This window comes from Streptomyces sp. HUAS MG56 (genome assembly GCF_058673395.1).
The window spans coordinates 2679623-2706250 of record NZ_CM178722.1 but is presented as its reverse complement, the minus strand read 5'-3'; the positions used below and the strand labels follow the sequence as shown (position 1 = coordinate 2706250).

Annotated in this window: 23 protein-coding genes; 15 read left to right on the top strand and 8 right to left on the bottom strand. The window is 72.5% G+C overall.

What is annotated here, in order from left to right; translation table 11 throughout:
* The first annotated feature begins 176 nt into the window (after positions 1 to 176).
* Together AC4OXY_RS12905 and AC4OXY_RS12900 are read left to right on the top strand one after the other, a co-directional pair.
* Positions 177 to 1511, top strand: a complete 1335-nt coding sequence (locus AC4OXY_RS12905; RefSeq protein ID WP_356032783.1) for a hemolysin family protein — start codon at positions 177 to 179, stop codon at positions 1509 to 1511.
* Positions 1508 to 2581: a hemolysin family protein gene (locus tag AC4OXY_RS12900; protein WP_491993953.1), complete on the top strand. Its 1074-nt coding sequence runs from the start codon at positions 1508 to 1510 to the stop codon at positions 2579 to 2581. Before AC4OXY_RS12905 ends, AC4OXY_RS12900 begins: the two co-directional genes overlap by 4 nt.
* Positions 2582 to 2681: 100 nt before the next feature.
* Here AC4OXY_RS12900 and AC4OXY_RS12895 read toward each other — a convergent pair whose 3' ends face one another.
* Positions 2682 to 4544 carry an AAA family ATPase gene (locus AC4OXY_RS12895; protein WP_491993952.1) on the bottom strand — a complete coding sequence of 621 codons (1863 nt, stop codon included), beginning with the start codon at positions 4542 to 4544 and terminating at the stop codon, positions 2682 to 2684.
* Positions 4545 to 4970: 426 nt separating this feature from the next.
* On the bottom strand, positions 4971 to 5591 hold the full coding sequence (locus AC4OXY_RS12890) for a uridine kinase family protein (protein ID WP_491994596.1): 621 nt from the start codon (positions 5589 to 5591) through the stop codon (positions 4971 to 4973).
* Between the two features lie 215 nt (positions 5592 to 5806).
* Between AC4OXY_RS12890 and AC4OXY_RS12885 the strand changes: the two genes are divergently transcribed.
* The 8 genes from AC4OXY_RS12885 to AC4OXY_RS12850 all read left to right on the top strand — a co-directional run bounded on the left by AC4OXY_RS12885 (position 5807) and on the right by AC4OXY_RS12850 (position 14896).
* Entirely contained in the window at positions 5807 to 6763 is a 957-nt protein-coding gene (locus tag AC4OXY_RS12885) for a hypothetical protein (RefSeq protein ID WP_467496842.1), read from the top strand.
* Positions 6764 to 6825: 62 nt separating this feature from the next.
* Positions 6826 to 8367, top strand: coding sequence for an amino acid permease (locus AC4OXY_RS12880; protein ID WP_356032793.1), 1542 nt, complete (start codon positions 6826 to 6828; stop codon positions 8365 to 8367).
* Positions 8368 to 8547: 180 nt separating this feature from the next.
* The gene (locus tag AC4OXY_RS12875; protein ID WP_491993951.1) at positions 8548 to 9930 is read left to right on the top strand and encodes a C39 family peptidase; all 1383 of its coding nucleotides are present in this window, start codon (positions 8548 to 8550) and stop codon (positions 9928 to 9930) included.
* Positions 9931 to 10031: 101 nt separating this feature from the next.
* Complete coding sequence (locus tag AC4OXY_RS12870) at positions 10032 to 10172, top strand: SCO1431 family membrane protein (RefSeq protein ID WP_358657992.1); 141 nt, start codon at positions 10032 to 10034, stop codon at positions 10170 to 10172.
* An 81-nt stretch (positions 10173 to 10253) separates the two neighbouring features.
* The gene (locus AC4OXY_RS12865; protein ID WP_376294630.1) at positions 10254 to 10907 is read left to right on the top strand and encodes a TetR/AcrR family transcriptional regulator; all 654 of its coding nucleotides are present in this window, start codon (positions 10254 to 10256) and stop codon (positions 10905 to 10907) included.
* A 273-nt stretch (positions 10908 to 11180) separates the two neighbouring features.
* Positions 11181 to 12353 (top strand): acyl-CoA dehydrogenase family protein, encoded by a 1173-nt coding sequence (locus AC4OXY_RS12860; protein WP_491993950.1) that lies wholly within the window; start codon positions 11181 to 11183, stop codon positions 12351 to 12353.
* A gap of 345 nt (positions 12354 to 12698) precedes the next feature.
* A complete protein-coding gene (locus AC4OXY_RS12855) occupies positions 12699 to 13799 on the top strand; it encodes an Rv3169 family protein (protein ID WP_356032807.1) in 1101 nt (366 codons plus the stop codon).
* A gap of 14 nt (positions 13800 to 13813) precedes the next feature.
* Complete coding sequence (locus AC4OXY_RS12850) at positions 13814 to 14896, top strand: phosphotransferase family protein (protein ID WP_491993949.1); 1083 nt, start codon at positions 13814 to 13816, stop codon at positions 14894 to 14896.
* A gap of 29 nt (positions 14897 to 14925) precedes the next feature.
* Here the strand turns inward: AC4OXY_RS12850 and AC4OXY_RS12845 are convergent, their stop codons facing one another.
* Entirely contained in the window at positions 14926 to 15360 is a 435-nt protein-coding gene (locus AC4OXY_RS12845) for a hypothetical protein (protein ID WP_356032812.1), read from the bottom strand.
* A gap of 244 nt (positions 15361 to 15604) precedes the next feature.
* Here AC4OXY_RS12845 and AC4OXY_RS12840 point away from each other — a divergent pair, with 244 nt between their 5' ends.
* The 4 genes from AC4OXY_RS12840 to fxsA all read left to right on the top strand — a co-directional run bounded on the left by AC4OXY_RS12840 (position 15605) and on the right by fxsA (position 19746).
* The gene (locus AC4OXY_RS12840; protein WP_067046457.1) at positions 15605 to 16045 is read left to right on the top strand and encodes an Lrp/AsnC family transcriptional regulator; all 441 of its coding nucleotides are present in this window, start codon (positions 15605 to 15607) and stop codon (positions 16043 to 16045) included.
* 73 nt (positions 16046 to 16118) lie between these two features.
* Complete coding sequence (locus tag AC4OXY_RS12835) at positions 16119 to 17735, top strand: amidohydrolase (protein ID WP_491993948.1); 1617 nt, start codon at positions 16119 to 16121, stop codon at positions 17733 to 17735.
* A 587-nt stretch (positions 17736 to 18322) separates the two neighbouring features.
* Complete coding sequence (locus tag AC4OXY_RS12830) at positions 18323 to 19111, top strand: polyprenol monophosphomannose synthase (RefSeq protein ID WP_356032818.1); 789 nt, start codon at positions 18323 to 18325, stop codon at positions 19109 to 19111.
* Positions 19112 to 19182: 71 nt separating this feature from the next.
* Positions 19183 to 19746, top strand: a complete 564-nt coding sequence (gene fxsA, locus AC4OXY_RS12825) for an FxsA family membrane protein (RefSeq protein ID WP_356032821.1) — start codon at positions 19183 to 19185, stop codon at positions 19744 to 19746.
* Positions 19747 to 19829: 83 nt separating this feature from the next.
* On the opposite strand, the gene AC4OXY_RS12820 is transcribed toward fxsA, so the two are convergent.
* The 4 genes from AC4OXY_RS12820 to yczE form a co-directional block, all read right to left on the bottom strand.
* The gene (locus AC4OXY_RS12820) at positions 19830 to 20204 is read right to left on the bottom strand and encodes an RNA polymerase-binding protein RbpA (protein ID WP_003977404.1); all 375 of its coding nucleotides are present in this window, start codon (positions 20202 to 20204) and stop codon (positions 19830 to 19832) included.
* Between the two features lie 278 nt (positions 20205 to 20482).
* Positions 20483 to 21829, bottom strand: coding sequence for an MFS transporter (locus tag AC4OXY_RS12815; RefSeq protein WP_376294646.1), 1347 nt, complete (start codon positions 21827 to 21829; stop codon positions 20483 to 20485).
* A gap of 55 nt (positions 21830 to 21884) precedes the next feature.
* Entirely contained in the window at positions 21885 to 22661 is a 777-nt protein-coding gene (locus AC4OXY_RS12810) for a glycerophosphodiester phosphodiesterase family protein (RefSeq protein WP_356032826.1), read from the bottom strand.
* Positions 22658 to 23311 carry a membrane protein YczE gene (gene yczE / locus AC4OXY_RS12805; RefSeq protein ID WP_356032829.1) on the bottom strand — a complete coding sequence of 218 codons (654 nt, stop codon included), beginning with the start codon at positions 23309 to 23311 and terminating at the stop codon, positions 22658 to 22660. Before yczE ends, AC4OXY_RS12810 begins: the two co-directional genes overlap by 4 nt.
* A gap of 102 nt (positions 23312 to 23413) precedes the next feature.
* On the opposite strand from yczE, the gene AC4OXY_RS12800 reads away from it, so the two are divergent.
* The gene (locus tag AC4OXY_RS12800; RefSeq protein WP_356032832.1) at positions 23414 to 24922 is read left to right on the top strand and encodes an SCO1417 family PLP biosynthesis transcription factor; all 1509 of its coding nucleotides are present in this window, start codon (positions 23414 to 23416) and stop codon (positions 24920 to 24922) included.
* Positions 24923 to 24977: 55 nt separating this feature from the next.
* Here the strand turns inward: AC4OXY_RS12800 and AC4OXY_RS12795 are convergent, their stop codons facing one another.
* Positions 24978 to 26600: a hypothetical protein gene (locus AC4OXY_RS12795; protein WP_491993947.1), complete on the bottom strand. Its 1623-nt coding sequence runs from the start codon at positions 26598 to 26600 to the stop codon at positions 24978 to 24980.
* Positions 26601 to 26628: the final 28 nt, after the last annotated feature.

Sequence of the window (26628 nt, the reverse complement as noted above, 5' to 3'; positions counted from 1 at the left end):
CCCTTGTCTTGATTAATCTGGTGGCGGAGGCCTTTTCGCTGCGCCTCCGCCCCTGCGCGCCGCCCCGGTGCCCAGGGGTTCCTGCTACCCGAGGAGTGACTCCCTCCAGCGATGGACGGATCGTCCTGTAGTACCTGCGCCGCCCCGACCCGACATACCGGGAAGGCGGCGGCATCGTGACCACCTCTCTGCTGCTCCTGGCAGCCGCCCTCCTGCTGATTCTCGCCAACGGATTCTTCGTGGCGGCCGAGTTCGGCCTCGTGACGGTCGAGCGCCCGGAGGCCGAGAAGGCCGCCGCCGACGGCGACCGACGCGCCCGTACGGTCGTCGAGTCGCTGAAGGAGCTGTCCTTCCAGCTCTCCGGCACCCAGCTCGGCATCACCATCACCTCCCTGGTCGTCGGCATGCTCGCCGAACCGGCCCTGGCCCGGCTGCTGCACGGCCCGTTCGCCGCACTCGGCCTCCCGGGCGGTGCCGTCTCCGGTATCGCCGTGGTCGTCGGCATGCTGCTGGCCTCCGCGATCCAGATGGTCATCGGCGAACTCGTGCCCAAGAACTGGGCGGTGTCCAAGCCGCTCCAGGTCGCGCGCTTCGTCGTCGGCCCGCAGGCCCACTTCTCGCGGCTGTTCCGCCCGGTCATCGCCGCGCTCAACACCGTGGCCAACCGGCTCGTCCGGGCCCTCGGCGTCGAGCCGGCCGAGGAGCTGGCCTCCGCCCGCACCCCGGGCGAGCTCGTCTCCCTGGCCCGGCACTCCGCCCAGGCCGGCGCCCTGGAGCAGGACACCGCCGACCTGTTCGTGCGCACCCTGTCCCTGGGCGAGCTGACCGCGCAGCACGTCATGACCCCGCGCGTGAAGGTCAGCGCCCTCCAGGACTCGGCCTCCGCCGAGGACGTCGTGAACCTCACCCGGGCCACCGGCCTGTCCCGTTTCCCCGTCTACCGGGAGAAGATCGACGAGATCGTCGGCATGGCCCACCTCAAGGACGCCCTGGCCGTCCCGGTCCACGACCGGCTGCGCACCCCGGTCAGCCGCATCGCCCGCAAGGCGCTGCTCGTCCCCGAGACCCTGCCGGTCCAGCCCCTCCTCGCCCGGCTCCGCTCCGAGCAGCCCATCGCGGTCGTCGTCGACGAGTACGGCGGCACGGCCGGCGTCGTCACCCTGGAGGACATCGTCGAGGAACTCGTCGGCGAGGTCCGCGACGAGCACGACCGCCCGGACACGCCGGAATTCGCCGTCGCCCCGCCGCAGGACGGCAAGCCGGCCTGGGACGTCGACGGCAGCGTCCGCGTCGACATCCTTCAGCGCATAGGACTCGACGTGCCCGAGGGGCCGTACGAGACGGTCGCCGGCCTGGTCGCGGACCTGCTCGGCAGGATCCCTGCCCCCGGCGACCGGGCCGAACTGCCCGGCTGGCGGCTCTCGGTGCGCCGCGTCGGCCACTACCGCGCCGAACGGGTCCGCCTGGTCAGGACGGCCCCGGCGGCGAACGTGATGGAGGCCGCCCGATGAGCCTCCTCCAACTGGCCTTCGCCGCGCTGCTCGTGCTCGCCAACGGCTTCTTCGTCGGTGCCGAGTTCGCGCTCGTCTCCGTGCGCCGCAGCCAGATCGAGCCGCTCGGCACGGCACGCGCCCGCCAGGTGCTCTACGGCCTGCAGCGCCTGCCGCAGATGATGGCCGCCGCCCAGTTCGGCATCACGGTCTGCTCCCTGACCCTCGGCGCGGTCGCCGAGCCGACGGTGGCGCATCTGCTGGAGCCGGTGTTCGCGGCGGTCCGGCTGCCGGACGGCATGATCCACCCGCTGGGTTATGCGATCGCGCTGATGGCGGTCGTCTTCTTCCACCTCGTGATCGGCGAGATGGTGCCGAAGAACCTCGCGATGGCGGCCCCCGAGAAGGCGGCGCTCTGGCTCAGCCCGGGCCTGGTGGCGTTCGCCCGCGTGTGCAAGCCGATCACGGTCGCCCTCGGCGCCTGCGCCCAGGCCATCCTGCGCCTGTTCCGGGTCGAGCCGAAGGACGAGGTGGAGGCGGTCGTCACCACCGAGCAGCTCAACCGCCTGCTGGAGGACTCCGGCCAGGCGGGCCTGCTCGGCCCCGAGGAGCGGGAGCGCCTGGAGGACGCCCTGGAGCTGGGCTCCCGCCCGGTGACGGACGTCCTGCTGCGCCGGGAGTCCCTGGTCGTCGTGGCGCCGGCGGTCACCCCGGGCGAGATCGTCGACCTGACGGCCCGCACCGGCTACTCCCGCTTCCCGGTCGCGGCGACGGACAAGGGCGCCTTCATGGGCTACGTCCACGTCAAGGACGTCCTGGACCTGGAGAGCTCCGACCGTGCCGTCCCGCAGCACGTCTGGCGGCCCATGACCACCCTGCGGGCCGAGCTGCCGCTCGACGACGCCCTCACGGTCATGCGCCGGGCGGCCACACACCTGGCCCAGGTGGCCGACGCCTCCGGCAAGGTGCTGGGTCTGGTGGCCCTGGAGGACGTACTGGAGCTGCTGGTGGGAGAGGTACGGGACCCGGCCCACCGCGAGATGCCCGAGCCGAGAGTCAGCGACGAGCCGGAGGGCGCGCTCGCCAACTAGCCCGGACGGCGGGGAGCCGCGTGACGGCGGGCCGATGATCGGCCGTCACGCAGCTCCCCGTGTCCGTTCCGGTTCCCCGTGTCCGTTCGGGGGAGGGCGCTCACACACCCGGCGGATCCTGGGGGCCCCGCCCCGACAGCACCTCTCCGTACGCCTGCATCAGGTCGGGCAGCCGCAGCGTCGCCAGGTCGTCCCGGGAGAGCGCGCCCAGGTAGGCGGAGAGCCGCAGGTCCCGGTACGCGCAGCTCTTCTCGTACAGCGTCCGCAGGAAGCGGCCGTTGCCCAGCTCGTCGATCCACCCCTGATCGACCACGTGCCCGGCGATCGAGCGCAGCTCCTCCAGCGCTTCCTCGTCCCACACGTCCCCGTTCTCCGCCGCCAGCACCTTGCCGATCTCGGTGAGTTCCTGCGGCCGGTAGGAGGGGAAGTCGACACGGGTCGTGAAGCGCGAGGACAGCCCGGGGTTCGCCGCCAGGAGCCGGTCCATGCCCTCGGGGTAGCCGGCCAGGATCACCACCAGGTGGTCCCGGTTGTCCTCGGCCCGCTTCAGCAGCACCTGCAGGGCCTCGTCGCCGTACGCGTCCCCCTTGCCGTACCCGGAGTTCGACAGCGCGTACGCCTCGTCCACGAACAGCACCCCGCCGATTGCGGAGTCGATCAGCTCGTTGGCCTTCACGGCCGTCTGCCCGAGGTACTCGCCGACGAGATCCGCCCGTTGGGCCTCCACCAGGTGGTCCCCGCCGAGCAGGCCGAGCGCGTAGAAGACCCGGCCGAGGATCCGGGCCACCGTGGTCTTGCCGGTCCCCGACGGGCCGGAGAAGACGAAGTGCCGCTTCGGCGGCTGCACCGGCAGCCCCTGCCCGGCCCGCAGCCGGGCCATGTTCAGCTGTGCGGACAACGCCTTCACCTGGCGCTTGACCGGCTCCAGCCCCACCATGCGCTCCAGCTCGGCGAGCGCCTCCTCCAGCAGGGCGGGATCCGTCGGCCCGGCCGGGATCGGGGAGGAGGGGACTCCGGTTTTCGCGCGCACCGCCGGGTCGGCCACCGAGGGCAGGGGCCCGGTCGGCAGATCCGGCTCCGGCAGCCGAAGATCACGGCCCTCGGTGCCGAAGAGCGCGTCGAAGCCGTCCGGTCCGTCGACGCTGTCCTGCCCGGCGCCGGTCAGACTGATCGCGGCGAGGCCGGCGGCGTCGTCGTACCCGTCCCCCTCGGCGATCGCCGCGAGGCGCGCCGAGGTGTCCATGAACGCGGGGTCGACGCGGTGCACGGCCCGGTACAGGGGGAGCGCCGCCGCCGAGCGGCCCGTGCCCTCGTGCGCCCGCGCCAGCCAGTAGCGCAGCTCCTTGCGCTGCGGCTGCTCGCTGCGGCAGCGCATCAGCGCCGCCGACAGCAGCGGCTCGGCCTGGCCGTACATCTCCAGCCGGACCCGGGCCATGCCGCCGAACAGGCCCGCCTCGATGCCGAGCAGCGGACCGTCCAGCAGCGGGTCGGTGTGCCGGACCAACTGCTCCCAGTCCTTGACCAGATAGGCCCGGCAGGCGTGCAGGAAGCGCACCTGGGGGTCGGTGTCGACGGGGGGCAGTCCGGCGAGCGCCCGGTCCAGCTCGGGCACGTGCCGGCCGTCCAGCCAGTGCGAGGCGTGCGCCAGCAGCAGATCGCGCGGGCTCTCCAACACCGGCTGCACCCACCAGCCCAGCCAGTACCAGGAGTTGAGGGGCCTGCGGTGCCGGGTGCGCTGCTCGCCGAAGCGGTCGCGGTGCCGGAACATTCTGAGCAGCGCGGTCGTCGTGTCGACCCGGAGCGCGTGCAGCCCGAGCCAGCCGTCCGCCATGCCCGGGTCCATCCGCACCGCCGTGCGGAACTCCTCCTCCGCCTGCGGATAGGCCCCCATCGTGTACGCGTCGACACCTCGCAGCCAGGCGAGGTCGGCCGGGGCGTCGGGGCCCTGCGTGCCGAAGTCCATCCGTCCCCCCACAGACCGTGCCCCCGTGGTTCACCACCGGGCGGACGCCCGGGGCCGCCGCGGTCGAACCGCCGTGCCGCGGACCGGAGTTGCAGTGTGCGAGGCAGCCGCTCGTCGCTCGCACCGATGGCATCGTACCCGCGCCGGGACCGCCTGCCGAAGGGTGCCGTAGGGGCCGTTTGACGAGGTGGGAGCGGACGGGGCGGACAGGCTTCGTGACCGAGGGTGAGCGGCTCGGTGCGCGGAGCGCCCGGAAAGCGGCATTAGGGCAGTACGAAGCCCCCGGTCACGGGGGAACAACCGGGGGCTTCGCGTTGGTGGGCGGTTCCGATTGACCGCACATTGAGAACGTAAGACCTGTACGGGCCCCCGGTCAAGCAGAGTTGAGGCACTCGGAGAAGTTCACCCGCAGGGGCCTTCACAGGTTCACCACATTGGCGATGGTCCGTCACTCAGGGTCACGGCCTGGTCCGGTCCAGGGGTTGACCCGGGTCCCGGCAGTACCTCGTACCCCACCGGTGTCTGTGTCACCAGGAGATCGGCATGGGGGTACGAGGGGTCGGCGGCGAAGTGCGCGCGCTCCGCCTCGACCCAGCCGTCCCAGAACTCCCGCTGCTCCGCCCCGTCCCGCAGCCGGCCGCGCGCCCAGGACTCCTCCCGGGGCAGCCCCATCCACAGCAGCCGCGCCAGATGCGGCCGCAGCTCCCGGCGGCCGGCGCCGACGCCCTCCAGCAGGATCACCGGAGCGGCCGGCAGCGGCCGTGGCGCGCCGAAGGCGCGGGCCCGCCAGTCGTAGGGGGTGTAGTGCCCGCTCTCGCCGCGGGCGAGCGGGCCGACCACCTGGGCCATGAGCCGGTCGGTCCAGTCGAAGAGCTGCTCGTGGCTCGCGATGTCGTCGAGGTGCAGCACCGGCGCCCCGTCCAGCGCGGCGGCCAACTGCCCGGCGAACGTGGACTTTCCGGAGCCGGCGTGCCCGTCGACGCCGATCAGCCGGACCGGCCCGAGGGAGGGCGGGAGCCGGCGCAGCCGGGCGGCGAGGTCGCGAATGACGGTTCCCGAGGTGTGCGGCGGTGTGGGTGGATTTCCGGAAACAGTCTAGTAGAGGTTTGAACCATCGGCTGGCGGCCAGTCAATGGCCCGGAAAAACATTCGGGAAATCACCTGACCGATATGTCGAATTCGGCGTTCCGGGGGTGCCCGCCCGTGAGTAGGGTGCCTCCAGCGCAACTGACCATGCGTCGTACGGGGACTGGTAGGGGGACATGGCCGCGGAGTTATTCGAAGGGCAGTATGTGTGGCATCCGGCCGCCGACGACCGTGTGCTGGCGAGTGTATGCGTCGATGTGCGCGCCGGTCGTTATCGATACGCGTACGAGGCGCTCGCCGAGACGCGTTCCGACTTCGGCCTGCGCGCCCATCGCTCGCTGGTTATCGCCTCCGAGGCCGCCGGCACCGATCTGGTCGAGCGCTGGCTCGACGAGGAGCCGACCCCCGAGGCCGCGCTGATGTGGGCCCGGGTCGCGGTGCAGCGCGCGCTGCGGGCCGCGGACGCCCACGACGAGCGCGCCGAGGCACTGGAGCGGATCGCCCTGACCGCCTGCGACCGGGCCGCCGCCCTGGCCCCCGCGGACCCCACCCCCTGGGCGGCCAAGCTCGCCATGGCCCGGCTGCACCGGCTGCGCGACCCGGCCCCGCACGGCCTGCTCACCGCCCCGCCCGGCCCCTGGCGGCTGTTCGCCCACGTCCTCTCGCTGGACCCCTGGCACCGCGAGGCCCACCACCGCTTCCTCTCCTTCTTCTTCACGCGCCACGGCGGCTCCGTCAACGCGGCCTGGGACGTGGCCGCCTTCCTCAGCCAGCGGGCGCCCGCCGACTCCGCCCTGCGGCTGCTGCCCCTGGTGGCCCTGGTGGAGAGCTACAACCCGACCCAGTTGCTCGCCGACCAGGTCTGGGAGCAGCCGCAGTGGCGTGCCACCGCGCTCGCGATCTACCAGAACTGGCTGCCCGCGGTGGCCGGATACCGCTTCACCCCGGTGCTCGACCTGGCCTACCTCGCGCACGCGCTGGTCATGGGCCAGCGCGAGTTCGAGGCCCGGGCGGTGTTCACGGCCATGGGCCCGTACGCCTCGCGCATGCCCTGGAGCGCCTTCGGTGACCCCGCCGAGCAGCTCTCCCGGGCCCGGCGCGCCTGCGGCCTGCCCGTCCCGGGGCCCGCCTGACCCCGCACGGTCTCCGCCCCCGGGAGACGCGTGCTCCGCCCCCACCGAGAGAAAGGCGAACAGTGTCGGAACGGATGTCGGCTCCACGGGCGAAGGCCCGTGCGGGCGAAGAGGCGGTCGCGCTCGACGACGACGCGACCCTGCATGCGATGGGCTATCCGCGCAAACTCACCCGGCGCTTCCAGGCGTTCGACAATTTTGCGATCTCCTTCACCATCATCAATATCCTCTCGGGTATTTTCTCCTCCTTCGGATTCGGAATGGGTGCGGGTGGCCCCCGCATTCTCGTTTTCGGCTGGATCGGCGTGTCCGTGATGGTGCTGCTCATCGGCGCGGCCATGGCGGAAGTCGCCTCGGCCTATCCGACGAGCGGCGCCCTGTATTTCTCCGCCGGTAAACTCGCCAAGCGACACAAAGGGGCCTGGTCCTGGTTCACGGGCTGGCTGAACTTCGTCGGCCAGATCGGCGGCACCGCCGCCACGGGCTATGCGGCCGCCACCTTCATCCAGGCCTTCGTGAGCCTCCAGTGGCCGTCCTACCAGCCGACCACGCATCAAACGGTGCTGATCACAGCGCTGGTCATCGTGGTGCAGGGGCTCGCCAACACCTACACCGTGCAACTCGTCGCCGTACTGAACCGCATTTCCGTGTGGTGGCTGCTGATCGGACTGGTCGTGATCGTGGGCGCACTCATAGTGATCCCCGATCACCATCAACCGGCTTCGTTCGTGACGCATTTCGAGAACAACACCGGCTTCACGAGCGGGCTTTACGGCGGCATGCTAGGTCTGCTGGTGACCAGCTGGACCTTCACCGGCTTCGACGGCAGCTTCCACATGTCGGAGGAAACGGTCCGCGCGACGGTCAACGCGCCGAGGGGGATCACCCGCGCCATCGGCTATTCGGCGATCACCGGCCTGATCCTGATGCTCGCATTGGTCTATAGCATTGGCGACTACGCCAAGGAAGCCGGCGCGGGCGCGCCGCCCGTGCAGATCCTCATCGACGCACTCGGCCTCGGCACCGCCAAGGTCATGCTCCTCATCGTCATCGGCGCGATGCTCTTCTGCGGTCTCGCCAACCTCACCAGCAACACCCGGCAGATCTTCGCCTTCTCCCGGGACGGCGCGATGCCCGGCTCGCGCTGGTGGCACTCGGTCTCGACGCGCACCCGTACGCCCGTGAAGGCGGTCTGGCTCGCGGTCGTCTGCTCGCTGGCCCTCGTCGTGCCCGGCTGGTGGTCCCACACGGCGTTCACCGCGATCGTCAGCGTCAACGTGGTCGGCCTCTTCCTCGCCTACGCCGTACCGATCTTCCTGCGGCTGCGGCTCGGGGACGGGTTCGAACCGGGCCCGTGGCACCTGGGCCGCTGGGGCCGGCCGGTCGGCTGGCTCGCGGTGGTCTGGATCCTGCTCAGCAGCGTGCTGTTCATGCTGCCGCAGGCCTCGCCGATCACCGTCGACTCCTTCAACTACGCGCCGATCGCGCTCGCCGCCGTGCTGCTCGTCGCGACGGTGTGGTGGTTCGCGACGGCCCGCCGCCGCTTCCAGGGGCCGGTCAGCTACGGCGGCCCCGACGAGGTGGCGGCGATGGACCTTGTCTGACCGCCCGTGCCCCGCACCCCGCGATCCCAGGGGCGCGGGGCACGCCGCCAGAGGCGCAGACCAATATTCATCGCGCGGCATGCGCCGAAGCGCTGGCAGGGGCATGGCGCCTGCCTCATAGTTGGCGCAGACCACCTACCGGACCAGCCCCGACCCGGACACCTGGGGGTAACCGCGCCCATGAGCAGAGCCCAGCAGCCGTCCCGCAGAACCGTCCTCACCGCAGCCGCAGTGGTCGCCGCAGCCGCAGCCGCGGCCGGCGCCGCGCCTCCCGCTGCCGCCGCCGCGCAGCGGCCGTCCGCCGGGGCCGGCGGGCCCGCCCGGGCGCAGGCCCGCCCCATCGACTACCGGGCCTGGACCACGTACGGCCAGTGGCGCCTCGGCGCCGCCGAGGGCGTCCGGGCCGTCTCCGGCGGGCGCCCCGGCGTCGTGATCGGCATCCCCGCCGGCCGCACCGACTACACCGACCCGCACACCGGCACGACCGCCACCTGGGAGTACGCCGTGTGGACCGGCCCGGTCCACCTGCTCGCCGTCCCGGCCACCGAGGTCGTCGCCTCCTGGAACGCCCACACCCCCGAGGGCACCTGGCTCCAGGTCGAACTGCGGGGCACGTACTCCGACGGCACCGCCACCCCCTGGTACGTGATGGGCCGCTGGGCGGCCGGCGACCAGGACATCAAGCGGACCTCGGTGGACGGCCAGGGCGACGGCAGGAGCGGCATCTCGACCGACACCTTCGCCATCGCCGACGCGAGCACCGGTCTGCGCCTGGTCTCGTACCGACTGCGCCTGACCCTCTACCGCAGGCCCGGCACCGAGCTGACCCCGACCGTCTGGCGGCTCGGCGCCATGGGCTCCGACGTCCCCGACCGCTTCACGGTCCCGGGCTCCGCCCCCGGCCTCACCCACGAACTGACCGTCCCGCGCTACTCGCAGGAGATCCACAAGGGCCAGTACCCGCAGTACGACAACGGCGGCGAGGCCTGGTGCAGCCCCACCTCCTCGCAGATGATCGTCGAGTACTGGGGCGGCCGGCTCACCCCCGAGCAGCTGGCCTGGGTGGATCCGTCCTACGCCGACCCGCAGGTCGACAACGCGGCCCGGTTCACCTACGACTACCAGTACGAGGGCTGCGGCAACTGGCCGTTCAACGCCGCCTACGCGGCCACCTTCGACGGCATCCAGGGCGTGGTCACCCGGCTCGCCTCGCTCACCGACGTGGAGACGCTGGTCGCGGCCGGTATCCCGGTCATCACATCCCAGTCCTTCCTGGCGAGCGAGCTGACCGGCGCGGGCTACGGCACCTCCGGCCATCTGATGACCGTCATCGGCTTCACCGCGGAGGGCGACGTCATCGCCAACGACCCGGCCTCGCCGGACGACGCCGCGGTCCGACGGGTCTATCGCAGACGGGAGTTCGAGAACATCTGGCTGCGGACCAAGCGGTACAACGCCGCGGGCAAGGTCGTCTCCGGCAGCGGGGGAGTGTGCTATCTCTACTTCCCGGCGCGTCCGGGCCCGCGCCGGCGCGAGGCGCTCGCGGCGGTGGGCGTGCGCTGACCGTGTGAGCAAGCTCATCACCGCACAGGCCGTCGCGGGTGGCAAGGTGGACAAACGGGTGGGGAACCTGCTCTGTACGTCCGACCTCTGCGAGTAACTCCATGACCGCACACCCGGCCACCGCCACCCGCGCCCGCACCGGAGGGCCCCGCGACGACGGCCCGAAGATCGTCGAGCACGTCATGGGATGGGTCCTCGTGGCCGTCGTCGCGATGCTTGTGACCCAGCTCGGTCTGCTCTGATCCGACCCGCTCACGCGTGCGGCTTGTTCTGACATACTGCGGATGTCCCGCCGACCGCCTGGAACAGGGTCGAAATTGAACATGCCGCACCAGCGTGCCGCCGTCCGTCCCCGGATGCGCGGCACCGAGCGCTCGGTCGCGCGTCGCGCCGAACTCATCGCCATCGGGCGGAAGTTGTTCGCCGACACGTCCTACGACGCGCTGTCCATGGACGACATCGCCCGCCAGGCGCATGTCGCCAAGGGGCTGATCTACTACTACTTCCAGTCCAAGCGGGGCTACTACCTGGCGATCATCCAGGACTCCGTGGCCGACCTGGTCACGTTCGCGGCGAGCGGGCTCGACCTGGCCGCCGTCGACCGCGTCCACCGCACCATCGACAGCTACCTGCGCTACGCCGAGCACCACCAGGCCGCGTACCGCACGATCGTCAGCGGCGGCGTCGGCTTCGACGCCGAGGTGCACGCCATACGGGACGGCGTGCGCGAGGCGATCGTCGACACCATCGCCGAGGGCGCCTACGGCCGCCGGGACATCTCCGCTCCGGCCCGGATGGGCCTGCTGTCCTGGGTGTGCAGCGTCGAGGGCGCGACCCTGGACTGGATCGACCGCCCCGGGCTGTCCCGCGACCTCATGCGCGAGCTGCTGGTGAAGACGCTGGGCGGCGTCCTGCGCGCCGTCGAGGAGCTGGATCCGGCCCACCCGGCCCCGCAGCCGGCCCGCCGCGACACCTGAGAACCGGTCGTCCCGCGTACGTCCGGCACGGCACAGACCCCCGTCACTTTCTGTTGAAAGTTGCGTGCGTCGAGTAGCACTGCTTTCTTGAAGTAAGCGGTCGTTAACTGGTGACGGGAGGTCCCTGATCGGGCATACTCACAGCGCAGAGCCGCTGGTCAGCAACTCCTGAGACCCAGGAGCGGGCGCCCGCGGCCATCCAGAACGATCAGGCGGAGCAGCTCCCACCCCACGGGCCACCCGCCTGTGCCCGACAGGGAGGAGACCGACGCCATGTCCGACCGCGACCCGCAGCCGGTGGAGCGTCAACTGCCCACGGAAGAGGCGAGAGACCTGCTCGCGCTCGTCCGTGAGATCGCCCAGCGCGAGATCGCGCCGACGGCCGCCGAGGAGGAGGAAGCGGGCCGCTTCCCGCGCGAGGTCTTCACCCTGCTCTCCCGGTCGGGACTGCTCGGCCTGCCCTACGGCGCCGAGTACGGCGGCGGCGACCAGCCCTACGAGGTCTACCTCCAGGTCCTGGAGGAGCTGGCCATGGCCCGGCTCACCGTGGGCATAGGCGTCAGCGTGCACACGCTCGCCTCCTACGCCCTCGCCACCTACGGCACCAAGCAGCAGCAGGTCGAGCACCTGCCCGCGATGCTCGGCGGCGGTCTGCTCGGCGCCTACTGCCTCTCCGAGCCGTCCTCCGGCTCGGACGCCGCGTCCCTGCGCACGAAGGCCGTGCGGGAGGGCGAGGAGTGGGTGCTGAACGGCACCAAGGCCTGGATCACCCACGGCGGGATCGCCGACTTCTACACCGTGATGGCCCGCACCGGCGAGGACGGCCCGCGCGGCATCACCGCCTTCCTGGTCCCCGGCGACACCCCCGGCCTCGGCGCGGCCGTGCCCGAGAAGAAGATGGGCCTGAAGGGCTCACCCACCGCACAGGTCCACCTCGACGGCGTCCGCATCGGGGACGACCGGCGGATCGGCGAGGAGGGCCAGGGCTTCTCCATCGCCCTGTCCGCCCTCGACTCCGGCCGGCTCGGCATCGCGGCCTGCGCGATCGGTCTCGCCCAGGCCGCCCTGGACCAGGCGGTCGCCTACGCCACCGAGCGCCGCCAGTTCGGCCGCCCCATCGCCGACTTCCAGGGGCTGCGCTTCATGATCGCCGACATGGCCACCCAGATCGAGGCCGGCCGCGCGCTCTACCTCGCGGCGGCCCGGCTGCGCGACGCGGGCAAGCCGTTCGCCCGGCAGGCCGCCATGGCCAAGCTGCACTGCAGCGACACGGCCATGAAGGTCACCACGGACGCCGTGCAGATACTCGGCGGCTACGGCTACACCGCCGACTTCCCGGCCGAGCGCTATATGCGCGAGGCCAAGGTCCTCCAGATCGTGGAGGGCACCAACCAGATCCAGCGGATGGTCATCGCCCGCCATGTGGCGGGACCCGAGGGTCGCTGAACTGCCCCCTGAGGACCGTAGGGGCCGCCAGCCTGAGCCACTCCGGGTCGTGGCGGCCCGGCAGGGTGCGGCCCCGGTCGGCCCAGGCCCGCATGAGCGCGCGGTAGATGGGCGGATCCTGCGGCGCCGGCGGAGGCGGAACCGATTCCGCGGGGCGCGGGACGAAGAGTCGGCGCTGACGCCCGGTGTCCTCGTACATGAGGGTCATACCCGGGCAACGCCGTCCAGGCCGGACGGGTCACCGCCCCGCGGAATCGGGCGTCAGTTCACGCACGTCCGGTTCCCGCTCTGGCCACCTCCCCCCGTCTGACGTACCGTCAGCGAACCGTCCACCAGGGGGTGTCCGTGGCCGACGACCGTCCCGTACCGCTCGACGAGTACCCCGTGCACCAGGTGCCGCTGTCCATGAAGCACGTGGCCACCGGGGACCGCAACGCCTACGACCGCTGCATCTTCCACGTCTTCGACCACGCCGGACGCGCCCTGCTCATCCTGGGCCTCGGCGTCTACCCCAACCTCGGCGTGATAGACGCCTACGCCACCCTGCGCACCGGCGACACCCTGCACGCCGTCCGCGCCTGCGACGCCCTCGGCGAGGACCGCATGCGGCTCGCCGTCGGCCCGCTGCGCATCGAGGTCGCCGAGCCGCTGCGCCGGCTGCGCCTGATCTGCGCGGACGAGCAGCTCTCGTACGACCTCACCTGGACGGCCGCCTTCCCCGCGCTGTGGGAGCCGCACCACCTCCAGCGCCGGGGCGACCGGCTCACCCTGGAGGGCCGCCGCTTCGTGCAAGCCGGCACCGCCGAGGGCATGATCCGGGCCGGGGGAGAGGAGTTCCGGGTCACCGCAGCGGACTGGACCGGCACCCGGGACCGCAGCTGGGGCGTGCGGCCGGTCCCGGGCGAGGACGGCGGACCGCTCGCCGAGAACCACCCCACCGAGGGCTTCCACTGGATCTGGTGCCCGGTCCGCTTCGAGGACCGCTTCCTGATGGTCGTCACCCAGGAGGACGCCGACGGCCACCGCTCCCTGAACGACGCGACCCTCGTCCGCCCCGGCCACCGCGACCGCCAACTGGGCTGGCCCCAGGCCGAGATCAGCTACCGCTCCGGCACCCGCCACCCGCAGCGGGCGGTCGTCCACCTGGGCGACGCCCGCAGCTCCCGCCAACTCGACGTCGAGATCCTCGCCTCCTCGCCGCTCGCCGTCGGCGCCGGCTACCCGCCCGCCGACGACTGGCAGCACGGCACCTGGCGCGGACCGGGCTGGACCGACCGCCGCACGTACGACATGACGGCGCCGCACCCCCTCGCCGCCTACGGCGTCACCGACCACTCCGCCCGCTTCCGGCTCGACGGACGCACCGGGTACGGCATCTTCGAACACGGCTCGTTCGGCCGGCACGACCCGAGCGGCTTCACCGGCTTCGACTCGGTCGCGCCCTGAGGGAGGAGCCCCGCATGCGCCCCCGCACCAGCACCCGCGACCCCGAGGAACTCGGCCGCCGCCTCACGGCCTGGCTCGGCACCCGGCTGCCCGGCGCCAAGGCCACCGGGATCACCGTCCCGGCCTCCAACGGCATGTCCAGCGAGACCCTGCTGTTCGACATCGAGCACCCCCGACCACCGCTGCGCTCCTGCGCGTTGCGGCTGGCCGCGGACCCGTCGGCGTACACCGTCTTCCCGGAGTACGACATGGCCCGCCAGTACCGCACCCTGCGCCTCGTGGCCGAGCGCACCGACGTGCCCGTGCCCCGGGTGCTGTGGCTGGAGGAGGACCCGGAGCCGCTCGGGGCGCCGTTCTTCGTCATGGAACGCGTGGCGGGCCGGGTGCCGCCGGACGTCATGCCGTACACGTACGAGGGCAGTTGGCTGCACGCGGCGAGCGAGGCGGAGCGCGAGCACCTGGAGGCGGCGACCATCGGGCTGCTGGCCCGACTGCACGACCAAGTCCCGGCCGGGGAGGCCGACTTCCTGTCCCTGCCCGGCGCCGGCGACGCGCTGCACCGCCATGTGTCGGCCCAACGCGCCTACTACGCCTGGGTGATCGACGGACTGCCCCGCTCGCCGCTGATCGAGGCCGCTTTCGACCGGCTGGCCCGCATCTGGCCGGGCGAGCCCGGCGCACCCGTCCTCACCTGGGGCGACGCGCGCATCGGGAACGTGGTCTACGACGGCTTCGACCCCGTTGCCGTGCTCGACTGGGAGATGGCGGCGCTCGCCCCGCGCGAGGTCGACCTCGGCTGGACGGTCTATCTGCACCGCTTCTTCCACGACCTCACGGTCGGCTCCGGACAGCGCGGCCTGCCCGAACTCCTGCGCCGCGACCGGGTCGAGGCCCGCTACGCACGCCTGACCGGGCACACCCCGCGCGACATGGAGTTCTACCTCCTCTACGCCGCCCTGCGGCACGCGATCGTCATGCTGCGCGTCGCCTACCGCCAGGTGCACTTCGGGGAGGCCGCCGTGCCGGCGGACCCGGACACACTGATCCTGCACCACGCCGACCTGCGCGCCATGGTGCGGGGCACGTACGGGAGTTGAGCCGGCCGGGCGGCGGGAACCGCGGTGGCTCAGGCGGCCTGGTGGCGCATCTCCGGCACGCGCATCGGGCGCGAGCCCGGGCCGCCGACGTGCGAGAAGGGCTGCGTCCGCCAGTTCAGACCCTGGGGGAGCGTGAGCAGCAGGGCGGTGTCCTGCTCCTGCGGCTCGGCGGACTCGTCCGCCGAGCGGGCGTCGGCCGCGGCGCGGCCCGTACCCGCACAGACCGTGAGCCCGAACGGGTTCCACGGCGAGACGCACAGCGCGTGCTCCGGCAGGATCTCCTCGCCCGCCAGCAGCGCGATCGGCTGCGCGCAGTCCGGGCAGATCACCCGGTACATCTCGAAGGTGTCGTAGGCGTCCGGTTCGTCGTCGAGGGCGTCGGGTTCGACGTACTCCGGCTCGGGCTCGACGACCGGCTGCTGCCGCTTGGACGTGGTGCGACCAGGGCGATGGACACTCTGCATGGGATTCTCCCCCTAAGGCTGGGCCGTGAAGGCGCTGCGGCCTCGACCACAGCAAGCACTTCCCGTCCGGTCCCGGGGGTAATCACGAGAACATCACGGAGACCGTTCGAGGCGTGTGTCGTTCGTCACATGCCGCGTGCAGGTGCGTGCGCGGGGCGATTCCCGGTGCTTTTCGTCGCGAACCGGCCATGACCTGCGCTCTCGGCTACCCCGGGAGATCAGGCGCACGGTAGGTTTTGGCGCCATGGAGGAGCTGGACCGACAGATCGTGCAGCTGCTCGTCAAGGACGGGCGGATGAGCTACACCGACCTGGGCAAGGCCACGGGCCTGTCCACGTCGGCCGTGCACCAGCGGGTGCGGCGGCTCGAACAGCGGGGCGTCATCCGCGGCTATGCCGCGGTGGTCGACCCCGAGGCCGTCGGGCTGCCGCTCACCGCCTTCATCTCGGTGAAACCGTTCGACCCCAGCGCCCCCGACGACATCGCGGACCGCCTCGCCGGCGTCCCCGAGATCGAGGCCTGCCACAGCGTCGCCGGCGACGAGAACTACATCCTCAAGGTCCGCGTGGCCACCCCGCACGAACTGGAGGAGCTGCTGGCCAGGCTGCGCAGCCTGGCGGGCGTCTCGACCCGGACGACCGTGGTGCTGTCGACGCCGTACGAGGCGAGACCGCCGAAGATCTGACCCTTCGGCGGCGGGCACGCTGAGAGGTGCCTCTGGTGCGGCGGCACCGCCGCGGCGAGAGAAACTGTCGGCTATGAGTGAGCGCACCGCCGAGCCCCCCCAGACCGTCCTCCTGCGCCGCGGCGAGGTGCACAGCCCCGCGGACCCCTTCGCGACGGCGATGGTCGTGGAGGCCGGCCACGTCGCCTGGGTCGGCTCCGAGGGCGCCGCCGACGCCTTCGCCGAGGGTGTGGACGAGGTCGTCGACCTCGACGGCGCCCTCGTCACCCCCGCCTTCACCGACGCCCATGTGCACACCACGTCCACCGGCCTCGCCCTGACCGGCCTCGACCTGTCCGCGGCCCCCTCGCTGGACGCGGCCCTCGCCCGGGTCCGCGAGTTCGCCGCCGGCCGCCCGGACGACCGCGTCCTGCTGGGCCACGGCTGGGACGCCGCCCGCTGGCCCGGCGGCCGCCCGCCGACCCGCGCCGAGCTGGACGAGGCCACCGGCGGCCGCCCGCTGTACCTCTCCCGCATCGACGTCCACTCCGCGGTCGTCACCACCGCCCTGCTCGACCTGGTCCCCGGCGACCTCCCGCGCACGGACGCCCCGCTCACGAAGGACGACCACCACGCCGTACGCCGGGCCGCGTACGCCGCCGTCACCCCGGCCCAGCGTGCCGAGGCCCAGCGCACCGCCCTGGCGCACGCCGCCTCGCTCGGCATCGGCACGGTGCACGAGTGCGGCGGGCCGCAGATCTCCTCCGAGGACGACTTCACCGGCCTGCTCGCGCTCGCCGCCGACGAGTCCGGCCCGCGGGTCGTCGGCTACTGGGCCGAGCAGGCCGACGAGGGCGTGGCCAGGGCGCGCGAACTGGGCGCCGTGGGAGCGGCCGGTGACCTCTTCGCCGACGGCGCCCTCGGCTCGCACACCGCCTGCCTGCACGAGCCCTACGCCGACGCCGCCCACACCGGCACCGCCTACCTGGACGCCGGGGACGTCGCCGCGCATGTCGTCGCCTGCACCGAGGCGGGCCTGCAGGCCGGCTTCCACGCCATCGGCGACGCCGCCGTGAGCGCCGTCGTGGAGGGCGTGCGCGCCGCCGCCGAGAAGCTGGGCCTCGCCCGCGTCCGCGCCGCCCGCCACCGCGTCGAACACGCCGAGATGCTCACCCCGGAGACGGTCGCCGGCTTCGCCGAACTGGGCCTGATCGCCTCCGTGCAGCCGGCCTTCGACGCGCTGTGGGGCGGCGAGGACGGCATGTACGCGCGGCGGCTGGGCGCGGCGCGGGCCCGCACCCTCAACCCGTTCGCGGCCCTGCTGCGCGCCGGCGTGCCGCTCGCCTTCGGCTCCGACAGCCCGGTCACCCCGCTCGACCCGTGGGGCACCGTGCGCGCCGCCGCGTTCCACCACACGCCCGAGCACCGGATCTCCGTGCGCGCCGCGTTCACGGCCCACACGCGCGGCGGCTGGCGGGCCGTGGGACGGGACGACGCGGGGATCCTGGTGCCGGGCGCCCCCGCCGACTACGCCGTCTGGCGCACCGACGAGCTGGTCGTCCAGGCCCCCGACGACCGGGTGGCCCGCTGGTCGACCGACCCGCGCTCCGGCACACCGGGCCTTCCCGACCTCACCCCGGGCCGGGACCTGCCGGTCTGCCTGCGTACGGTGGTGGGCGGACGAACGGTGTTCGTACGGCCGGGCGAGTGATCTGCCGGGGTGGCGCGTCGCCGGCCGGTCGCCGCCGTCGCGCCGCCCGACCTGCGCATCCTCCCGGGCCGGCCCGGCGCCCCGGCCGTCGTGGCCGGTCCGGGGGGTGTTTGACAGTCGGCGCCCACGGGCCGGTAGGTTCGTCCGAGTCCACCACCGGACGTCCGACCGGGGAGCGTTCACGCGACTCGTCGCAGCGCCGCTGGGTCAGGGACGGTGTGCCGCACCGGGCACCGTCACTGGGAGCCAGGCTCAGCGCCCGCGCCGACGAGGGAACGTTCCGGCCGGTCGGCAAGGTGTGACCCGGGTGGGGCCCGGCGCTCAGTAGACAACGGCTTTCGGTCGATCCGCAGCCAGCGGGTCCCAGGTCGGCCCGAAGGGCGCCGGGCCTCCATCCGCAGGGGTCACAGGGGGCGTCGGGGTCCCAGGCGGCGGAAAGATACTCAATGCCCACCGCCAAGGTGCCGAAAAACGCGTTCTTACCCCACTCTTGTGGAATCGACACCACGATACGAACGATGTCGGTGCGACCGGCCAGGCCACGGCCACTATGGTTGGACCCCTGCGTACGACCAGAAGGGGCAGCAGTGAACGACGGCGACGGGACCCTGGACGCCAAAAACCAGGGGAGGCAGTTCGGTCCGCTCGGCACAGCCTTGGTGATCATTCCGACCTACAACGAGGCGGAGAACATCAAGACCATCGTCGGCCGGGTACGCAAGGCCGTCCCCGAGGCGCACGTGCTGATCGCGGACGACAACAGTCCCGACGGCACGGGCAAGCTCGCCGACGAACTGGCCGCCGAGGACACGCACGTCCAGGTGATGCACCGCAAGGGCAAGGAAGGCCTCGGCGCCGCCTACCTCGCGGGCTTCCGCTGGGGCATGGAGCACGACTACGGCGTGCTGATCGAGATGGACGCCGACGGCTCCCACCAGCCCGAGGAGCTGCCCCGGCTGCTCACCGCCCTCAAGAGCGCCGACCTGGTGCTCGGCTCCCGCTGGGTGCCCGGCGGCCGGGTGGTCAACTGGCCCAAGTCCCGTGAGTTCATCTCCCGCGGCGGCAGCCTCTACTCCCGCATCGCCCTCGACCTGCCGCTGCGCGACATCACCGGCGGCTACCGGGCGTTCCGGCGCGAGACGCTGGAGGGCCTGGGCCTGGACGAGGTCGCCTCGCAGGGCTACTGCTTCCAGGTCGACCTCGCCCGCCGCGCGGTCAGGGCCGGCTACCACGTGGTCGAGGTCCCGATCACGTTCGTCGAGCGCGAACTCGGCGACTCCAAGATGAGCAAGAACATCCTCATCGAGGCGCTGTGGCGGGTCACCGCCTGGGGCGCCGGGGACCGTGTCGCCAAGCTCAAGGGCAAGCGGGCCTGACGCTCGTCCCACGGTCGGGGCCGATCGGCCCCTTTATCCCGTGCTGAAGGGCCGCCAGGCACACTGGGAGCATGACGACTGGCGTTCCCACCTCCGCGTACACCACCCGGCCCCGGCGCTCCCGGCTGCGCAGGTATCTGCCGCTGGGGGTCGCCGCGTGGCTGGTGCTGGAGATCTGGCTGCTGACCCTGGTCGCGGGCGCGGCCGGCGGTCTCGCCGTCTTCCTGTTGCTCGTCGCGGGCCTCGTCGGCGGCTCCGTGGTCATCAAGCGGGCGGGCCGCCGTGCCTTCCAGAGCCTCAACGAGGCCTTGCAGCAGGGCGGTTCCCCGGCGCGCGGCGGCGGCAACGGCCTGATGATGCTCGGCGGTCTGCTGCTGATGATCCCCGGCCTCCTCTCCGACGCGGCGGGTCTCCTGCTGCTCCTGCCGCCGGTCCAGAAGGCCGTGAGCCGCTTCGCCGAGAACACCCTGGAGAAGCGGCTGCGTGCCGCGGCCCCGGGGAGTCTGGGCGACGCCTTCCAGCAGGCCCGTATGCACCGGCCCGACGGCAAGGTGGTGCAGGGCGAGGTCATCCGCGAGGACGGCGCGGGACACCGTCCGGAGCCGGGGGAGCAGTACCCGCCCCTGACGCGCTGAGCGTCCCGTACCCATACGAAAAAACCGCGGGCGCCGTACGTGAGGATTCACGTACGGCGCCCGCGGTGTGTTCGTCTGCGGCGTTATGCGGACTTACGGCTGTCCCGAGGGTGAACCGCGATGTTCATCGCCCCCGAGCGCAGAACCGCCAGGCGCTCCTCAAGGACCTCTTCGAGTTCCTCACGGGTACGCCGCTCCATCAGCATGTCCCAGTGGGTACGCGCGGGCTTGGCCTTCTTCTCCTCAGGGCCGTCGCCGTCGACGAGGAGTGCCTGGGCCCCGCAGACCTTGCACTCCCACTCCGGCGGGATCTCCGCCTCGACCGAGAAGGGCATCTCGAAACGATGCCCCTTCTCACATGCGTACTCCACGGCCTGGCGCGGGGCCAGGTCGATACCGCGGTCCGTCTCGTAGCTGGTCACCACGAGGCGCGTACCGCGAAGAGCTCGCTCACTCATGAATCGTGCCTCCCGGGCTTGTCGCCCACAGGACAGGTGTCGCTGTCGTCGTCATCCGGTCAACGTCCGGTCGGCGGTAAAGATTCCCGTTCCGAGTCCCGTTCCGGGTCATGCGTCGCCGTCGTAGCCGCCCCTTGTTGTACCCACCAGCGCCCGGTTTGTCACATCTGCTAGCAGATGTCACCCAGCGTTTCGGCATCTTTGACGCGCAGTAACGGTACGCCTGGCAGGCCAAACGCGTACACTACCGCCCTTTCGCCTTGAGCGCTAAATCCGCGCTAGATCTTTTCCGGGACGGGGTTCCCCGCCTCGGCGATCGCCCGCCGCACCGGAACCCGGGCGAGCAGGGCGAAACCGATCACGAAGAAGGCCACCAGCGAGATGATCGCGGAACGATAGCTGCCGGTCAGCTGATACGTCACGCCGAACAGCAGCGGCCCGAGCCAGCTCATCCCGCGGTCGCTCATCTCGTATGCCGAGAAGTACTCGGCCTCCTTGCCGGGCGGTACGAGATGGGAGAACAGCGACCGGGACAGCGCCTGGCTGCCGCCGAGGACCAGGCCGATGCCGGAGGCCAGCACGAAGAAGAACACCGGCGCCTTCGCGGGCAGGAAGTAGCCGGCCGCCAGGGTGAGCGTCCAGGCCACCAGCGAGCCCAGGATCGTGCGCTGCGCGCCGTGCGTCCGGGCCAGCCGCCCCATCGCCAGCGCCCCGGCCACCGCCAGCACCTGCACCAGCAGCACCGCCACGATGAGCGTCGACTGACCCAGCCCCAGCTCCTGCGAGCCGTAGACCGAGGCCTGCGAGATCACCGTCTGGATGCCGTCGTTGTAGATCAGGTACGCCAGCAGGAACGACAGCGTCAGCGGATGCCGGCGCATGTCCCGGACCGTCGCCGCGAGCTGGCGCAGCCCGGGCGCCGTGGCGCGCTCCACGCGCGTGTGCCGGTCGCGCAGCCGGCTCAGCGGTACGAGCGTGAAGGCGCCCCACCACAGGCCCGCCGCGGCCAGGCAGATCCGCACCGCCTCCGTCTGGGACAGCCCGAAGGAGCCGTGCGCCGAGTACAGCACCAGGTTGGCGACGAGGACCGTGGAGCCCGCCGCGTAGCCGAAGGCCCAGCCCCGCGAGGAGATCGCGTCGCGCTCCTCGGGCGGGGCGATCTGCGGCAGGTACGAGTTGTAGAGCATCATCCCGACGGACTGCGCCGCGTTGGCCACGACGAGGAGCACCCCGCCGAGCAGATACCGGTCGCCGTCGAGGAAGAACATGCCGGTGGTCGCGGCCGCCCCGGTGTACGCCGCCGCCGCGAGCAGGGGCTTCTTGCGGCCCGTGCGGTCGGCCGCGCTGCCGACCAGCGGCATCAGCACCACGGCCACGATCACCGAGAGGGACACCGAGTAGGCGAAGAAGGAGCCCGCCCGGACCGGCACGCCCAGCGGATGCACATAGCCGCCGGAGTCCGCGGCCCGCTCGGCGACCGAGGTGAGGTAGGGCCCCAGGAACACCGTGAGGACGCTCGTCGAGTAGACCGAGCAGGCCCAGTCGTAGAAGTACCAGCCGCGTTGCTCGCGCCGCAGAGCGGCGGTCTCGTCCGCAGCCCCTGTGCGCACGGTGTCGATTCCCACCCGTGCCCTCGCTTTCCCCGCTGAACTGCGAAGGCTCGGGCCGCCGCCGGGCCGGTCAGGCCCAGACGCCGCGGTCCTCCATGACCTTGCGCAATGTGTCGATGTGATCGGTCATGATGCCATCGACACCCAGGTCCAGGAGCCGGTGCATGCGTTCCGGTTCGTTGATCGTCCACACGTGCACGTGCAGCCCGCGCGCGTGGGCGGCGCGAACGAAGCGCTGGTCGACCACCGGCACGCCCGACTGCGCCTCGGGCACCTGGGCGGCGACGGCGGAGCGGCGCACGGCGGCCGGCAGACCCCACGAGCGCAGCCGCAGGCTGAGCACCCCGCGCGTGCCGAACGAGGTCGCGAGGCGCGGCCCGGCCAGCCGCTGGGCGCGCAGCACCCGCGCCTCGGAGAAGGAGCCCACGCAGACCCGGTCCCAGGCGTCCGTGCGCTCGATCAGGTCCAGCAGCGGCCGCAGGGCGGGCTCTGCCTTGACGTCGACGTTCCAGCGGACCCCGGGGAAGGTCTCCAGCAACTCCTCGAACAGCGGCACCGGTTCACGCCCGCCCACGCGCGCGTGCCGTACGTCCTCCCACGGCAGGTCCGCGATCCGGCCCGCCCCGTCGGACACCCGGTCCAGGGTCGAGTCGTGGAAGGCGACGAGCCGGCCGTCCGCCGTGGCGTGCACATCGGTCTCGATGTACCGGTAGCCCATCTCCACCGCGCGGCGGAACTGCGCCACGGTGTTCTCGATGCCGTCGGCGGCCCCGCCCCGGTGGGCGAAGGGGATGGGGCCGGGGTGGTCGAGGTACGGGTGGCGCTTGGCCGGTCTCGTGAGGGTCACGGACGCAGTATCACCCGTTCCGGTGTCGCTTCGGCAACGACCGTGCTGCGGGCCGATTCCGCCGGGATGGCGAACACCCGGAGGAAGAGCTGGGCGAGCGGGCCGATGGACACCGCGTACAGCACGGTGCCCACGCCGACCGTGCCGCCCAGGGCGAAGCCGGTGACCACCACCGCCACCTCGATCGTCGTCCGCACCAGCCGGATCGAGCGGCCGGTGCGCCGGTGCAGCCCGGTCATCAGCCCGTCGCGGGGGCCGGGGCCGAAGCGCGCGGAGATGTACAGGCCGGTCGCGGCGCCGTTCAGCGCGATCCCCGCGAGCATCAGCGGGATCCGTACGGCGAAGGAGTGCGGGTCGGGGACCAGTGCGAGCGTGCCGTCCATGGCGAGGCCGACGGCGAAGACGTTGGAGACCGTGCCGAGTCCCGGGCGCTGGCGCAGCGGGATCCACAGCAGCAGCACCGCCGCGCCCACGACGATCGACACGACGCCGATGGTCAGCCCGGTCAGCTTCGCGAGCCCTTGGTGCAGTACGCCCCATGGCTCCAGGCCGAGGCCCGCCGCCACGAGCAGCGCGGCACTCGCGCCGTAGAGCGCGAGGCCGGCGTACAGCTGGATCAGCCGGCGTACGAGACGGTCGGGAGTGGACATGAAATATCCCCCTGGGTGGTGGCGGTGGCCTGACGCATGTCACTCTGTGGCTTGGGATGAAGAGTCATCCATGGCCAATTCGGGGAAGGTGGACTGATCGTCATGGCGCAGTGGACCTCTGCGATGGGCGCCGCGCAACTCGCCCGGCTCCTCAACTCCCAGCAGGAGCGTCCGGCCGGTCCGGGCACCCGCCGTCCGCCCGCGTACCGCGCACTGGCCGACGGCATTCGGCTCCTGGTGCTCGAAGGGCGCGTGCCGGTCGCCGCCCGCCTCCCCGCCGAACGCGAACTCGCCCTCTCCCTGTCCGTGAGCCGCACCACCGTCGCGGCCGCGTACGAGGCGCTGCGCAGCGAGGGCTTCCTGGAGTCCCGGCGCGGCGCCGGCAGCTGGACCGCGGTGCCGGCCGGGAACCCGATCCCGGCCCGCGGCCTCGAACCCCTGCCCCCGGAGGCGCTGGGCTCGGTGATCGACCTGGGCTGCGCCTCGCTCCCGGCCCCCGAGCCCTGGCTGACCCGGGCCGTGCAGGGCGCCCTGGAGGAACTGCCGCCGTACGCCCACACGCACGGCGACTATCCGGCCGGGCTGCCCGCGCTGCGCGAGATGATCGCCGAGCGCTACACCGCGCGCGGGATCCCCACCATGCCCGAGCAGATCATGGTGACGACGGGGGCGATGGGCGCCATCGACGCGATCTGCCACCTCTTCGCGGGCCGCGGCGAACGCATCGCGGTGGAATCCCCGTCCTACGCCAACATCCTCCAGCTGATGCGCGAGGCCGGCGCGCGCCTGGTCCCGGTCGCCATGGCCGAAGGCCTGTCGGGCTGGGACATGGACCGCTGGCGCCAGGTGCTGCGCGAGGCCGCGCCGCGCATCGCCTACGTGGTCGCCGACTTCCACAACCCCACCGGCGCGCTCGCCGACGAGGACCAGCGGCGCCGGCTGGTGGACGCGGCGCGCTCGGCCGGCACCGTGCTCGTCGCGGACGAGACGATGACGGAGCTGTGGCTGGACGAGGACCTGAGCGCGGCGGACATGCCCCGCCCGGTGTGCGGGTTCGACCCGGCGGGCTCCACGGTGATCACGGTCGGCTCGGCCAGCAAGGCGTTCTGGGCGGGCATGCGCATCGGCTGGGTGCGGGCGGCGCCGGACGTGATCCGCAGCCTGGTCGCCGCGCGCGCGTACGCCGATCTCGGCACCCCGGTGCTGGAACAGCTCGCCGTCAACTGGCTCTTCAGTACAGGGGGTTGGGAGCAGGCGGTGGAACTGCGCCGCGCTCAGGCCCGGGAGAACCGGGACGCGCTGGTGTCGGTGCTCCGCCGTGAACTGCCCACCTGGGAGTTCGAGGTGCCGCGGGGCGGTCTGACCCTGTGGGTCCGCGCCGGCGGCCTGTCCGGGTCCCGGCTCGCCGAGGCGGGCGAACGCACCGGCGTCCGCGTCCCCTCCGGCCCCCGCTTCGGCGTGGACGGCGCGTTCGAGGGCTATGTACGGCTGCCGTTCACCGTCGGGGGAGTGGTGGCGGAGGAGGCGGCGGTACGGCTGGCGGCCGCGGCCCGGCTGGTGGAGACGGGGGCGACGGGGGGCGTGGAGCCGCCGCGGACGTTCGTGGCCTGACGCCTCCTGGGCGGCTTTGCGGGGCGCCGATCGCGGGACCCGGTACGCGCACCCCTTACGTGGTCTCCGCCCCCACCGTCTCCGTACGCACCGTCTCCGTGCTCACCGAGGGTTTCGTCAGATCCGCCGGCTCCCGCGGCTGGGCCTCCACCGCCGCGGTCCGGGGCGGCAGCAGGTCCAGCACCGCCGCGCTGTCGGCGTCGCTCGTGGCGTCGTCGTACGGGTCCGGGGTGCGCGGCACCTGGAGGCGGTGCACCGGGCCGGAGCCCAGGCGGGCGTAGCCGCGTCCGGGCGGGACCTGGCCCGGCGGCGTGGTGTGCGGCGCGGCGCCGAGGACCGCCTCCACCTGGCGAGGCGTGGTGGAGCCGAGGACGACACGCGCGCGTGTGTGCTGGCGGACGACGTCGCTCAGCGCCTCCGCGCCGTCGAACTGCTCGGCCACCACGACGGTCACGTTCGCCGCGCGGCCGTGCCGCAGCGGGACCTGGAGCAGGGCCTGCGGGTCCTGGCGGCCCTCCGAGCCGGCGAGGTGCGCGAAGACGGCGGGTCGGTCGAGGAGGATCCACAGCGGGCGGCGGGTGTCCGCCGGCGGTGGGTCGCCCGCCTGCCGGGCCAGGTTGATGGCGATGAGCCGGCGTTCGGTCTCCTGCGCGGCCCACTCCAGGCTCGCCAGGGCGCCGGGCAGCGCGCACTCCACGGCCAGGACGCCGTCCCGGCCGGTCAGGCACGCGTACTCGCCGGTGCCGCCGCCGTCGACGATCAGGACGTCGCCGTACCGCAGCGCCTGGAGGGCGAGGGAGCGCAGCAGGGTCGACGCGCCGCCGCCCGGCTGGCCCACGGCCAGCAGGTGCGGCTCGGTGGAGCGCACGCCGGTGCGCCAGACGACCGGCGGGACGTCGATCTGTTCCTCGCCGTAGGCGAGGGGGAGCGTGCGCTGCACCTCGCCCGGGTCGGTGAAGCCGAGGACGGTCTCGCCCGGCGCGGTGACGAAGTGCTGGGCGGCGATGTCGGTGGGCAGCGGGGCGAGGACGGTGACGGTGAGCTGGTTGCCCTCCTCGTCCCACCCGAAGTGGTATTCGCGGCCGCGTCCGGCCTTCGCGGTGAGCAGGTGCTCGATCCGCGCGCGGGCCTCGGACTCGCCGTCCGGGAAGTAGGCCGGGTAGCGGATCACGAGGTGGCCGACGCGGCCGTCGTCGTCGAACTCGTGCGCCGCGAAGACCTTTTCCCACTCCCCGCCGTGCGTGTACAGGGGCGCCGGGTCCTCGGGGTCGGTGAAGTACGGCACCAGGGCCTCGTAGAGGGACTGGAGCCGCTCGATCTGGGACTCGTCCGGCCCTTCGGGGGCCGGCTCGGTGCGGTCCCGGCCGTGCCAGGCCGCTGCCGCCATCACGGACATGACGGCGAGCAGCGGGCCGTACGGCGCCAGCGCCACGACCAGGACCACGGCGGCCACCAGGAACAGCAGCGGCCCGCGCTTGTCCTCGGGCGTGTCCGCCCACTTGCGCCGCCCGGCCGAGGCCAGCCGGCGCATCCCGCGCGTGACGGCGATCAGCGGATGGAGGACGTCGGTGGCACTGTCGGCCGCCGTCCGGGCCAGCTCCCGGCTCCGGGCGAGCTGCGTCCGGGCGATCTGGGCGCTGTCCTTGCTCAGAATGCGGGGGAGAGGGCGCCGGGCCACTGCTGTCTCCTGGTGGTGCGTGCGGGCG

Bases quoted from the DNA above. Each gene is read 5' to 3' on its own strand.
- AC4OXY_RS12900 (WP_491993953.1), top strand. From the start codon at position 1,508: ATGAGCCTCCTCCAACTGGCCTTCGCCGCGCTGCTCGTGCTCGCCAAC.
- AC4OXY_RS12895 (WP_491993952.1), bottom strand. From the start codon at position 4,544: ATGGACTTCGGCACGCAGGGCCCCGACGCCCCGGCCGACCTCGCCTGG.
- AC4OXY_RS12885 (WP_467496842.1), top strand. From the start codon at position 5,807: ATGGCCGCGGAGTTATTCGAAGGGCAGTATGTGTGGCATCCGGCCGCC.
- AC4OXY_RS12875 (WP_491993951.1), top strand. From the start codon at position 8,548: ATGAGCAGAGCCCAGCAGCCGTCCCGCAGAACCGTCCTCACCGCAGCC.
- AC4OXY_RS12870 (WP_358657992.1), top strand. From the start codon at position 10,032: ATGACCGCACACCCGGCCACCGCCACCCGCGCCCGCACCGGAGGGCCC.
- AC4OXY_RS12865 (WP_376294630.1), top strand. From the start codon at position 10,254: ATGCCGCACCAGCGTGCCGCCGTCCGTCCCCGGATGCGCGGCACCGAG.
- AC4OXY_RS12860 (WP_491993950.1), top strand. From the start codon at position 11,181: ATGTCCGACCGCGACCCGCAGCCGGTGGAGCGTCAACTGCCCACGGAA.
- AC4OXY_RS12850 (WP_491993949.1), top strand. From the start codon at position 13,814: ATGCGCCCCCGCACCAGCACCCGCGACCCCGAGGAACTCGGCCGCCGC.
- AC4OXY_RS12845 (WP_356032812.1), bottom strand. From the start codon at position 15,360: ATGCAGAGTGTCCATCGCCCTGGTCGCACCACGTCCAAGCGGCAGCAG.
- AC4OXY_RS12840 (WP_067046457.1), top strand. From the start codon at position 15,605: ATGGAGGAGCTGGACCGACAGATCGTGCAGCTGCTCGTCAAGGACGGG.
- AC4OXY_RS12835 (WP_491993948.1), top strand. From the start codon at position 16,119: ATGAGTGAGCGCACCGCCGAGCCCCCCCAGACCGTCCTCCTGCGCCGC.
- fxsA (WP_356032821.1), top strand. From the start codon at position 19,183: ATGACGACTGGCGTTCCCACCTCCGCGTACACCACCCGGCCCCGGCGC.
- AC4OXY_RS12820 (WP_003977404.1), bottom strand. From the start codon at position 20,204: ATGAGTGAGCGAGCTCTTCGCGGTACGCGCCTCGTGGTGACCAGCTAC.
- yczE (WP_356032829.1), bottom strand. From the start codon at position 23,311: ATGTCCACTCCCGACCGTCTCGTACGCCGGCTGATCCAGCTGTACGCC.
- AC4OXY_RS12800 (WP_356032832.1), top strand. From the start codon at position 23,414: ATGGCGCAGTGGACCTCTGCGATGGGCGCCGCGCAACTCGCCCGGCTC.